A 12,747-nucleotide genomic window follows, 5' to 3' on the forward strand; every position below is an offset into this window, starting at 1 on the left:
AGGACAAATAGAGAAACCAATACGTTTGGTTACGGGGTTTAAATGGGTAAATTATCCAGAAAAGGATTATGCAACTTTTTGAAGAAGATCAAAGCAAGGACACTTTTTGCAGCGCTTTTTTTCGCTTTTCTTGTATTTTTCGCAACACTTGGATTTTACCTTGCCGGTTGGCGGCAATTCTCTAAGCTTAGCTTTTTTGAGTTTCTTTTTGTCCTTTTTCTTTCCCATGAACAGCAACGAAATAGGATGCGAAAGTAACTATTTTAAATCAATCTAAATAAAATTTAACATTATTGTTTTTGTATTGCTTAAAAATGAAGCGAAACACCCAGAGTGTTGGGTCCAAACGACAGGTTCCAACTCACATTTTTGGGTTTGCGATCATTGTACTTTTCATCGTATTTGGAATCCAAGTATCTGTCTATGGACTCCACAATAAAAATACTCAGCACGGTACTGAAGGCAACATCGGAAACCCAATGGAAGTCATCCATAACCCGGACCAAACCGGGGATCATACCTACCGCATAAAGTCCACCCTTGACCCAAGGGCTTTTAAATTGTTTGGCGATGGCATAAGCATTGCTGAATGCCAACATCGCATGGCCCGAAGGGAAGGAATCGTAATTGTAGACCCTGTCCAGGTGAAGTGGGTCAAATGTACCGGAACTTGCCCCACTTTTAGGTCGAGCCCTACCAATGGTTCGTTTGCTCACTTGCTGTAAAAAACCTCCGGCCGTAGCTGAGGAAATTAGAAGGACACCGGTTCGCCTCAATTTTTCATTTTTGGTAAATAGGCCCGCAAGATAAACACCTCCCGTGAGCATATAGTTGTTTTCGGGGCTGCCATATTCATGGCCATAATCCATAATTACATCTGGGATATCCTGATTAAAACCATTTTTCCATTTATTGAGCCCGTCGTCCACCGTAAACAGAAGCAAAGTACCCCCGGTTAAATATCCAAAATTGGCCCAGTCATCGCCTTTCCAATGGAAGGGGCGGGAATAGGCATAACCCACACTGCCAAACATATTTCCGGCATCGTAGGTAAAATTGTTCCAAAGGTTTTTTTCTTTGTTCTGATGAAGTTCTTGACCCGTCATGCAGATGGTCAATAAAAAGAAGGCGAGGTATTTTAAAAGTTTCATGAGCTTATAAAGCAAAAGTAGTCGTTAAAATTACTCATAAATATCCTGGGCAAGACGAAAAGTGTTCGCATGCGCTTCTACTATTATTTTGATGTCCGGCGAGTAACCGCCACCCATACTGCATTGCAAGGGAATTTTTGCATCGTAACAGGTTTGAAGCACAAAACGGTCACGTTCCTTGCACCCCTCCAATGTCATGGACAGGGTGCCCAGTTTATCCGATTCCAAAACATCCACACCACAGAGATAAAAGATAAAATCAGGCTGAACCTGTTCCAATAATTCCAGCAAGTTTTTTTTTAGAATGGACAGATATTCCTCATCCGTAGTGCCCTTTTCCAAAGGAATGTCAAGGTCAGAGACCTCTTTTTTGAAGGGATAGTTGCCCTTTCCGTGCATGGAAAACGAAAAAACAGAATGGTCTGTCTTAAATATTTCCGCAGTTCCATTGCCTTGGTGAACATCCAAGTCCACAATCAATATCTTTTTGGCTAGTTCATTGTTCAAAAGGTATCGAGCGCCAATCGCTTGATCGTTCAGCATGCAAAAGGCTTCTCCTCTATCCGAATAAGCATGGTGCGTTCCTCCAGCAATGTTCATGGCAATGCCATGTTTTAGCGCAAATCCACATCCCTTTATTGTACCGTCAGCAATGATTCGCTCTCTTAAAACAAGTTCATCACTTAATGGAAAACCAATCTTGCGGACAGCGCTTTTAGAGAGGTTCAAATCCACCAAATCCTTAAAATAAACCTCATCATGTACGGCTAAAATATGATGGTCCTCAGCTAATTCAGGTTCAAAAAAATTATGCTCAGTACAAGTTCCTTCGTGGAGCAGTTGCTGTGGCAACAACTCGTATTTGATCATGGGGAAACGATGTCCTTCAGGCAATGGATGTTTGTAAAGGGGGTGATAGGCTATTTTAAGCATCTTGTTTATGCAATGCTAACTGAATTCGCTTTCGTGGCACATCAACATCCAAAACCTTAACAACCACTTGCTGATGAAGACTTACATGTTCGCTCACATCTTTCACAAAAGAATCGGAAAGGTTGGAAATGTGGATAAGACCACTTTCCTTGATCCCAATATCCACAAAACAACCGAAATTGGTAATGTTGTTGACAATGCCGGGTAGCAATTGACCTTGTCGCAGGTCAGTAATCTCCTTGATGTTTTGGTTAAACGTGAAGACCTTGGCCTTTTCTCTGAGATCTAAGCCCGGTTTTTCCAATTCTTTCAGAATATCCTCCAAGGTGGGCATACCTATGGTGTCGGTACAATAGGATTTTAGGTCGATGCCTTGCAGGGCCGATTTGTTCCCTACGATTTCTTTGAGTGGGACGCCTTGATCCTTGGCCATTTTCGATACCAAACCGTAGCTCTCTGGATGTACGGCGGAATCATCCAAAGGATTATCACCCTTTTTGATGCGTAAAAACCCTGCACTTTGCTCAAAGGCCTTTCCACCTAATCGTGCTACTTTTTTGATCTCCTCCCTATTTTTGAACTTCCCGTTTTCGTTACGGTGGGCAACGATGTTTTCGGCCAATTTGGGTCCAATACCGGAAACATAACTTAATAAGGGAACACTCGCCGTGTTAATGTTGACTCCAACGGAGTTTACACAGCTTTCTACTACGGTGTCCAATGATGTTTTCAATTGGGTTTGGTCTACATCATGCTGATATTGCCCCACACCAATGGACTTGGCTTCAATTTTCACCAATTCGGCCAAGGGATCGGCCAAACGGCGACCGATGGAAACGGCACCCCTTACCGTAACATCGTAATTTGGGAACTCGTCACGTGCGATTTTGGAAGCCGAATAAATAGATGCTCCAGCTTCGCTCACCACAAACACCTCAATCTCTTTTTTAAATGGAATACGTTTTACCAATTGCTCGGTTTCGCGAGATGCTGTTCCGTTGCCAATGGCAATGGCCTCAATTTTGTAGGCATCCACCAAGGAACTTATCTTTTTGATGGCCCCTGAGCTGTCACGTTGTGGGGGATGGGGATAAATGGTCTCGTTGTGTTTTAAATCGCCCTGCTCGTCCAAACAAACTACTTTGCAGCCCGTTCTAAAACCTGGATCTATGGCCAAAATACGTTTTTCGCCCAAGGGTGCACCAAGGAGCAGCTGTTTCAGGTTTTTAGAAAAAACCTGAATGGCGGAAGCATCCGCTTTTTCCTTAGCGGTTTTTAAAAGTTCGTTGGACAGGGATGGCAACAAAAGTCGTTTGTAGGCGTCCGCTATGGCCAATTCGATTTGTTCGGAACAGGCATTGTTGGATTTGATCAAGCGTCTTTCGATGTTTTGGAGGGCCCTTTCGTTATCTATTTCGATTTTTACCCGGATAAAACCCTCCTTTTCGGCTCGCATGATGGCCAAAAATCGGTGCGAGGGACAGCGGTTCAAGGGTTCGCTCCAATCAAAATAATCCCTGAATTTTTGGGCCTTTTCATCATCCTTTTTGGTCTTGGCCAATTTGGTGGTGATAAGGGCATGGCGTTCCAACTGACCGCGTAGCTGATTTCGGATATCGGTCCGTTCGTTGATCCATTCGGAAATGATGTGCCTGGCCCCTTCAAGAGCATCATCTTCGTTGATGACGTCCTTGTTCAGGTATTTGGAAGCAATGAATTCGATTTCATCGCTCCGTTGCGCCATAATGATCTTGGCCAAAGGTTCCAACCCATTTTTACGTGCGGTCTCCGCCTTGGTCTTTTTGCTCTTTTTGAACGGGAGGTAGAGGTCCTCCAAACTGGTCAAGTCGGTACAGTTCAAAAACTTTGCTTCCAGTTCTGGGGTAAGGGCATCCTGCTCCGAAACTGCTTTAACAATGGCCGCTTTTCTTTTTTCCAGTGCCTCGAACTGGGTTTTGTACTCCACAATGGAACCAATCTGAACTTCATCCAAATTGCCCGTAAGTTCCTTTCGATACCTTGAAATAAAGGGAACGGTACAATCTTGGTTCAAAAGTGCCACGGTGTTCTCCACACTTTTTTCGGAAAGATTGGTGTGGCGGATTATGTAGGGGACAAGTTGCATGCTGTTTATTTAGTTGTTGTCACTTCGAGCGCAGTCGAGAAGTCTTACAATCCAAATTTTTAATGTGGGCCTGGACTCCGCTCGACCGGACAGTTCCTTTGGATATGAATTAACTTATAGCCTCCCCATTATCAACCCCATCCTCATCTGGGTTCATGAAAACGATTTTTCCATCTCTGTTTTCGGTCATCAAAATCATCCCTTCGCTTTCCACTCCCCGCAATTTTCTTGGGGCCAAATTGATCAAAACGGTTACTTTTTTGCCCACAATGTCTTCAGGCTTAAAGCTGTTGGCAATTCCGGAGACAATGGTTCGGGTGTCCAAACCTGTGTCCACTTTCAATACCAAGAGTTTGTCGGCCTTTGGCATTTTTTGGGCTTCGATAATAGTTCCCACACGCATATCGAGTTTGGAGAAATCATCATAAGTGATGGTGTCTTTTTGTGGGGCTATTTCATTGTCCATTGCACCTGTGCTCGGCTTAGTCGAAGCATTGGCTTTTTTGGTGGCTTCCAGTTTGTCCAATTGTTGTTGAATTTCCTTATCCTCGATTTTTCGGAAAAGCAGTTCACTTTTGTTGATGGTATGTCCCGCGGGAAGTAATGTTTCAGCTGTGGCAACACTATCCCAATCGATCTCGACTGCGCTCGACCTTACATTTAGAATGCCCTTTAATTTTTCTGAAGTAAACGGCAAAAAGGGTTCGCTAAGCACTGCCAATCCCGTTGCAATCTGAAGTGCCACGTACATAATGGTATTTACACGTTCCTCATCCGTTTTAATGAGTTTCCAAGGTTCTTCGTCCGCCAAATATTTGTTGCCCAATCGCGCCAAATTCATCAACTGTTGGCCCGCTTCACGGAAACGGTACCGTTCCAGTGATTTGGACAAGATTTCTGGAAATTCCCTCAAGGCTTGCAGGGCCTCTTTATCTACAGTTGTAAGGTCGGCTGGGGCTGGAACCCCACCTCCGTAGTATTTGTGCGTCAACACCGTCACACGGTTCACGAAGTTGCCAAAAATGGCCACCAGTTCGTTATTGTTCCTCGATTGAAAATCTTTCCAAGTAAAGTCGTTGTCCTTGGTCTCTGGTGCGTTCGCGGTCAGAGCATATCGGAGCACATCTTGCATATCGGGGAACTCTTCCAAATACTCGTGCAACCAGACCGCCCAGTTTTTTGAGGTGGATAGTTTGTTCCCTTCAAGGTTCAGAAACTCATTGGCAGGAACATTGTCCGGTAGTACAAAATCGCCATGGGCCTTTAACATGCTCGGGAAGATGATACAGTGGAACACAATATTGTCCTTGCCGATAAAATGTACCAATTTGGTGTCTTTGTTCTTCCAATACGGTTCCCAATCTTTTCCTTCGCGATCGGCCCATTCTTTTGTGGAAGAAATGTAGCCAATAGGCGCATCGAACCACACATAGAGTACTTTTCCCTCGCCGCCCTCTACGGGAACGGGGATGCCCCAGTCCAAGTCACGGGTCACGGCACGCGGTTTCAACCCTTCATCTATCCAAGATTTACATTGACCGTACACATTGGGTTTCCAATCGGCTTTATGGTCTTTAATGATCCATTCCTTCAAAAAATCATCGTATCTATCTAAAGGCAAAAACCAATGTTTAGTCTTTTTTAAGGAGGGAACCGTTCCCGTTATGGTGGATTTTGGATTGATGAGGTCGGTAGCATTCAGCGATGACCCGCAATTTTCGCATTGATCGCCATACGCTTCTTCGTGCCCACATTTGGGGCAAGTTCCGATGACAAACCTGTCTGCCAAAAACTGTTTGGCCTGATCATCGTACAATTGTTCGGTTTCTTCTTCGATAAAATCACCGTGCTCGTACATTTTTTTGAAAAACTCAGAAGCAGTTTCGTGGTGAACTTGTGCCGAGGTCCTGGAATAATTATCAAAGGAAATACCAAAATCAGCAAAGGATTTTTTGATGATGTTGTGGTACTTGTCTATAATTTCCTTTGGGGTGACCCCTTCTTTTTTGGCCTTCATGGAAATGGCCACACCGTGCTCGTCACTGCCGCAGACAAAGGCTACGTCGTTTCCTTTTAACCGTAAATAACGGGTGTAGATGTCCGCAGGAACGTAAACACCGGCCAAGTGCCCAATATGAATGGGGCCGTTGGTGTAAGGCAGTGCTGCAGTAATGGTGTACCTTGAAGGGGATGTATTTTGAGTCATGTATAATTCAAATTAGGCCCAAAAATACTGATTTTAACGGGATAGACATAAAAAAGGAACCTCCGAAAATGTTACCCTATTTGGGGTGGGGGGTGCATTACCGAAGGGCTCCGAAAAATGGACAACAAAGTGCCCCGCTTTTTTAAGAAATCATTACTGATTTGCTCATTTTTTTATCGCCCACAGAAATTCGGTAAATATATTTTCCTGTGGATAAGCTATCGCGTAGTCGCTCCCGAATGTATACCTCCATTCTACCTTCCATGACCATTTCATTGAACAAGGTGCCTACACGCTGCCCCAAAATATTGAAGAGTTCAATATCTACATGTGCAGCTATAGGCATAATCCATTCAATTTTAGGGTTTCTTGGCGATTCAGGAGGGTAAACCGCTGCATGTTCAATGGTATCCAAAATATCAACATTCGGGTCTAGAGGGTCTTGGCTCGGCGGGGTCTCCGGCAATGTAGGTGGGTCGTTGTCCATGGCAATATCATCAAATTCCTCGCCACTGCAGTTGAAGCCTAGATCGATAGCTTGGTAGGGATGGCCCAATAGATGTTGTTCCACGGATTCCCTTGGAACACAGAGCCATTCGGCCAATACGGTTCCGTAAAGGTTCCTAAAGTCCATGGTGTATTCCAAATTGCCGCGATTGTTGGGTTCATCCAGCGAAGGGTGTTCGCCAACAAAGGCACTACCGCTCAATCCTGAACCAAAGAACAGGGTAGGGGCGGCCTTTCCATGATCGGTACCGTTGGAACCATTTTCAAAAATCCTACGGCCAAACTCGGAGAAGGTCATACTTAGTACGTTATCATCTTGCTCTGTGAATGCAAGGTCTTCGTAGAAATTGTTGATGGCCACAGATAGGTTGGACATCAAACGTTCGTGCACGATGGGTTGATTGCCGTGGGTGTCAAAGCCTCCCAAGGAAATCATGTAGACCTTGGTGCCCAAATTCCCTTTGATCAAACGTGCCAAGAGCGCCAATTGCCTTGCAAAGCCATTGTCCTGATACTCTACTTGATTTTGACCTCTCATGTAGGCATCGTGAATCGTACCTGCATACTCGTAGGTCGTATTGGCAACACCACGGAGAAACCTCAATTGGTCGCCATACATACAATCATCAAACGGAGCATTTTCGATATCGTAAAAAGCACCGGTCTCAGCAATCTGTTCCAACTGATCTACATTGTTGGTCACAAATGCATAATTGGTTTCTTCCCCTTGAAAAACCATGTTTGCCAAGTTTCCAATTTGAATGGCAGCAGGGGCAGCCGGCGGATTGATTAGGTAATCGGGGTAAAGTTCTTCAAAATGCCTGCCCATCCAACCAGTGTTCTCTCCAGAGAATCCGGTAGTGGTCAAATCGGTATTGGCAAAAATATCGGAGCCCGTAAAATGGGACAAACTTTGGTTTTCATACCCTACGCCGTGCACGGCCTTAAATTGGCCGTCGCCCCAAAGGGATTCCAAGGCACCCATGTAAGTGGGCACCCCAAAATCGTCGGTAAGTTTTAAGACCTTGCTTTCTGGGATGTAAATGTTGGGCCTTGCATTTGCATACGTATCATATTGTTGGATAGGGATTACGGTACTGAGTCCGTCGTTCCCTCCCGATAGACGGATCAGGATTAAAATATTGTCTGTTTCCGCGGCAGCAACTGCAGCGGTAAGCGGTGAAGGTGAGGAAGCCGAAATTAGATGGCTCCCCAAGAACATGGAACCCGAACCTGCTATGCCCAATGCTTGGACAAAGGAACGTCGGCTCCATTTTTTGTGTTCCAGATCATGGCCCTCGTGTTCTAGGCCTTTGTGGGGAGATGTATCGTGGGTATGGTGATTATCGCACATGGTGGTGGGGTTATTTGAGTTGAAATTCGGGTTCTCTGGATAAATGACGCAACAGGATATGCACCTGTGTTGGTGATTCTGCACTCATTTGAAGCATCCATTGGCTTGTTCCTCCGGGAAAATAATCGGGTGAGTAATATTCTTCCGGAACATCGTCAATTTTGAAGGCATCCATAGCTCTTTCAAAATCGGCATCCGTCAATAGGCCCTTTGGTGTAAACTTGTTCACCAAAGCCCTAACCACAATTTCCGGGTTGCTTGTATTGCTATCAGCTGGGCCAACGGCATCCATGGCCAAATTTCTAAATTGTTCTGGTTCGTTTTGAAAAAAACGTTCCAAGAACACTTCTGCGGTTAACCACCTACCTATAATAAAATTGGTATTGATCCATGTTCGGTCACGTTGCCAACCTTCCACTTCAGGCGGTTGAAAAAAGCGTTGCCCAACTAAGGAACAGGCATCGATCATATTTAAAACCGTTCCGTCATCGTAGGTGAAGCCGGTTTCCTTCAATAAATTGAAATAAAGGTCGGCTGGACTTTTTATGATGACACCAATCGCGGTTTCATCAAAAAAGTGCTGGCTTTTGAAAAGTTGACGCAGTACCGGGGCAATCTCAAAACCACTGCCAATGAAGGTATCTGCCAAACCATCAATAATTTGTGGGGCAATTCCCCCATCTTCGTCGGTTGCTTCTGGATGGACAAAGAACTCGTACAGTTTTTTGCAGATAAACCATCCAATTTCATCAGGTCTTTGATTGAACAGTATATCAATGACATCATCGTACCCCCAATTACCGGTTTGACCAAATATTGTTTTGTTTTCAGTGTTGAAATCCTCCGGATTAAAGGTAACCTGTGTACAACTCTCCTCACCACGTTCGGTGTATCCGGAGAGTGCCTTAGCGGTTTCAATAATATCTTCTTCTGTGTAGTTATTCCCTTCGCCTAAGGTAAAAAGCTCGTAAAGTTCACGCGCGTAGTTCTCGTTGGGATTGTCCCCTCGGTTTCTGGCACCGTCCAAATAGTAGAGCATGGCACTGGTGAGCCCGACCTCACTGGTGAGGTTCTTAAAATTGCCCAATGCATTCTGCTGCAAGCAAAGAATATAATAATAAAGGAATTGTGGGCAATTATAGGTCTCCAACTGCGTAACAAAGTGGTTGCTCCAAAAGAAGCTCATTCTATCCCTGAGGCTATTGTCCAAAAGTGCGTTGCCGTATGTAGTTGTAAAACCTTCAACTTGTGCACTGCGCAGTTGTCTGGTCAAATCATCATCTTCAGGATAATTGGCACCGGTCCAATCCGCCCATTCAGGAGGAGGTATGGTCGGTAAGCTGAGGGCTTGGTCTACCAAGTTGTCCACGAGGACACTTGCTGATTGCCCCACAGCGGCATTCACGGTTTCTAGGGAGGCACTAAAACCAAGCCTTCGGTACAAGTGGGCAGCACGTAACTCATCTAATGGAGTAGTGTACGGCGCCAAAGTTGAGGAATTACAATTGATAAAGTACTCCATAGCAATGTCTGGCGTTAATTTGTTACATAGTTTGGGGGTAACTATTGCTTATGCTAGTGTTGGATGTGGTTCAATTGAGCCAACAAAGTACAATCTTAACGCACTAAAGTCCATGAACGACCAATTTTTTCGATAAAATGCCTATTTTTTTTTGATTTTTACAAATTGTATGGACGGTCATAACACATTTGAAAAACTGGGAGAGTAATAAGCAGTAGACTTTTTAAAGGCTTCCGGATACGGGATAAGAGCACTTAACTTTAGGTATCCCAATGCCGGGGTATATCTTATTGCGGAGAAAGATGGTTTTTTGGCAAGAGTTGAAGTAAAGTCAATAAATATGGGGTTTTTGGAAGATATTTCCCGTGTCATCACACCTAAAAAAGTGAAGCTTTTAACTATGGCGGCCAACCATTACATGGAAGAATTGGATAGTGATTTAGAGGCTAGGTTCGATGCAATTACCGTGGTAAAAAATGCTGATAATTTTGACATTGAGCACTTTGAAAATGCATTCTGCCATTTCTAACCATTTGTTTGTTTTGTAACAATATGTTATTTTTGTTCAAAACCAACTGAATAAATGAAAACAATATCTGCAGTAGTTGAGCATTACATCAAGAAAAAGCCCTTTTTACAAACCGCTTTGGCACAAGGGATTATCAACTTAACCTCTTTATCCAGACAGATAAAACCGGAAATAGCGGAGGAATTGGGTAAAGATGTAAAGGATGGAGCCATTGTAATGGCGCTTAAACGCCTATCCGACGATTTGGAGTTTAGGGCCACCCATAAAATTGTTAAGGTCCTTAAGAATATTGGGGAGATTACGGTACGTTCCAACCTTACCGATTACACATTTTTGGCTTCGGACACCATTTTGCAGCAACAAGCTAGATTGTTGGAAGAGGTCAATGTTAACCAAGATGTATTCTATACTTCATCGCGAGGAGTGAACGAGATCAATATTGTGATCAGTAATATAATGGACGGTGTTGTGGAAAAGTACTTTAAAATGGAACGCTGCACCCAAAAAGCCGAAGGACTTTCCTCAATTACCGTAAAATTGCCCGCAGAGAATGTTTCGGTTCCCGGAATTTATTATTTTATTTTTCAGCGCTTGGCCTGGGAAGGCATTGTGCTTTACGAGGTAATTTCTACCACCAACGAGTTTACTATTTTGGTGAACGATGAACAGGTCGACGTTGCTTTCAAAACCATCAAAGATTTAAAATCACTATAGTCCGGGATTCCTTTTCTTGATCTAAACCAAAACGAAACCTTCTTCGTTGTAGAAAAAGACACTTTTTGCAAAAATGACCATAAGAGGGTTCTTTGTAGTTTATTGGGCCTAATGGTGCTATATTCGTGCTATTTGGCCTATATTTTTATACTCTCCCCCCCAAAATCAAACGACAGTCCATTTACCTCATTCCCAAGGATGCGGTTTTCATCATTGAATATTAAAAAAATTAGTGTAAAGTTGGCAAAAAAGCAGCGAGAGCGAAGCATGGCACCACCTAAAAAAGAACGGCTACTTTTCGGAATCTGACTAAAATACCCTCGGGTTTTTCGGGTGCGATAAATTCATCAACAATCACTACCTTTCTTGTCCAAACCAAACTTCAAAAATGAAAAACACCTTAGTTGCAGCAGCACTTCTTGTTGCATTCACCACAACCTGTACAGTCAACGCTCAAAACATCAATTTCCCACAACGCTACGAAACGTGGAAAGCAGCAGAAAAAGGACAATTTAAGTTGGACCAAGAAGCCTTGGACAAAGCCGTGGAATACGCCAATGCCAATGAATATTCTGGTTCCAGGGATTTGCGGATTGCCATATTGGAAGGCTTCAAACGCGAACCTTTTCATCAAATTCTGGGGCCTACCAAAAAAAGGGGCGGACCTGCTGGAATGATTATGAAAAATGGGTATGTTTTGGCCTCTTGGGGCGACACCAAACGGGTGGATATGACTTTTAGCGTTACCAAAAGCTTTCTTTCTACAGTGGCAGGTGTAGCCGAAGACCAAGGATTGATTGACGACACCAAAGATAAAGTAGGCGACTATATTTGGGATGGCACTTTTGATGGGGAACATAATTCCAAAATAACTTGGGAGCATTTGCTACAACAAAACTCAGATTGGTCGGGGGAACTTTGGGGCGGTAAGGATTGGGCCGACCGCCCGCCCAGCGAAGGTGGTCTGGACGATTGGAAATTCCGTAAACTGAACGCGCCTGGCACAGTAATGGAGTACAACGACGTTCGAGTAAACGTATTGGCCTATTCGCTCACCCATGTGTGGAGAAAACCCTTGCCCATGGTACTCAAAGAGCAACTGATGGACAAAATTGGGGCCACCACTACTTGGCGCTGGTTCGGCTACGAAAATGCTTGGACCGTAGTCGATGGGATGCAAATGAAATCCGTTACGGGTGGGGGACACTCAGGCGCGGAACTTTTTATTTCTACTGAGGACATGGCCCGTTTTGGGGTGTTGTTCCTGAACAATGGAAAGTGGGAGGATCAGCAGATAATCAGTGAAGATTGGATTAAAAAAGCAACCATACCTTCGGTGCCCAATGTAAATTATGGCTATATGTGGTGGCTCAACCAAAAGGGAAGCCGTCATTGGGAGGGTGTTCCCGAACATGTGTTTTACGCCGCTGGATTTGGCGGCAACTTTATTGTGGTGGACCAAAAAAGTGGATTGGTCATCGTGACCCGTTGGTTGGAGCCTTCAAAAATGGGGAAGTTTGTGAAGCAGGTGTATGAGGCTTTGTAATGTCATTCCGTGCGATTGTTGGGCGAAGTCGAAATACGACACGGGATCTCTTGCATATTTGAGATTTATTAAAGACTCTCGTTTCCCTGAACCGCCTGTAAAGGCAGGTTCCAGAATCTCATTATAGATGGATTCTTGCCATCGCAGGAACGATACTTGT

Annotated in this window: 9 protein-coding genes and 1 pseudogene; 3 read left to right on the forward strand and 7 right to left on the reverse strand. The window is 44.2% G+C overall.

The genetic code is table 11. The annotated features are described in order from the left end of the window. Nucleotides 1-66 precede the first annotated feature (66 nt). From VM932_RS01950 to VM932_RS01980, 7 genes are all read right to left on the reverse strand, one after another. A complete protein-coding gene (locus VM932_RS01950; protein WP_326276896.1) occupies nt 67-228 on the reverse strand; it encodes a hypothetical protein in 162 nt (53 codons plus the stop codon). A gap of 80 nt (nt 229-308) precedes the next feature. Then, nucleotides 309-1,151, reverse strand: a complete 843-nt coding sequence (locus VM932_RS01955; protein WP_326276897.1) for a phosphatase PAP2 family protein — start codon at nt 1,149-1,151, stop codon at nt 309-311. 30 nt (nt 1,152-1,181) lie between these two features. Next, a complete protein-coding gene (locus tag VM932_RS01960; RefSeq protein ID WP_326276898.1) occupies nt 1,182-2,084 on the reverse strand; it encodes a histone deacetylase family protein in 903 nt (300 codons plus the stop codon). Next, entirely contained in the window at nt 2,077-4,209 is a 2,133-nt protein-coding gene (locus tag VM932_RS01965; RefSeq protein ID WP_326276899.1) for a Tex family protein, read from the reverse strand. Before VM932_RS01965 ends, VM932_RS01960 begins: the two co-directional genes overlap by 8 nt. 109 nt (nt 4,210-4,318) lie before the next feature. Then, nucleotides 4,319-6,415: a methionine--tRNA ligase gene (gene metG / locus VM932_RS01970; RefSeq protein WP_326276900.1), complete on the reverse strand. Its 2,097-nt coding sequence runs from the start codon at nt 6,413-6,415 to the stop codon at nt 4,319-4,321. A 142-nt stretch (nt 6,416-6,557) separates the two neighbouring features. Next, nucleotides 6,558-8,276 carry a DUF1501 domain-containing protein gene (locus tag VM932_RS01975; protein WP_326276901.1) on the reverse strand — a complete coding sequence of 573 codons (1,719 nt, stop codon included), beginning with the start codon at nt 8,274-8,276 and terminating at the stop codon, nt 6,558-6,560. A 10-nt stretch (nt 8,277-8,286) separates the two neighbouring features. Then, a complete protein-coding gene (locus VM932_RS01980) occupies nt 8,287-9,798 on the reverse strand; it encodes a DUF1800 domain-containing protein (protein WP_326276902.1) in 1,512 nt (503 codons plus the stop codon). A 223-nt stretch (nt 9,799-10,021) separates the two neighbouring features. On the opposite strand from VM932_RS01980, the pseudogene VM932_RS01985 reads away from it, so the two are divergent. The 3 genes and pseudogenes from VM932_RS01985 to VM932_RS01995 all read left to right on the forward strand — a co-directional run. Continuing rightward, nucleotides 10,022-10,327, forward strand: a pseudogene (locus tag VM932_RS01985) (YraN family protein); the annotation flags it as partial. Nucleotides 10,328-10,381: 54 nt separating this feature from the next. Further along, a complete protein-coding gene (locus VM932_RS01990; protein ID WP_014032964.1) occupies nt 10,382-11,041 on the forward strand; it encodes a hypothetical protein in 660 nt (219 codons plus the stop codon). A 388-nt stretch (nt 11,042-11,429) separates the two neighbouring features. Then, entirely contained in the window at nt 11,430-12,587 is a 1,158-nt protein-coding gene (locus VM932_RS01995) for a serine hydrolase domain-containing protein (protein WP_326276903.1), read from the forward strand. Nucleotides 12,588-12,747: the final 160 nt, after the last annotated feature.

Source organism: Flagellimonas halotolerans, from assembly GCF_035818535.1.
Lineage (GTDB): Bacteria > Bacteroidota > Bacteroidia > Flavobacteriales > Flavobacteriaceae > Flagellimonas > Flagellimonas halotolerans.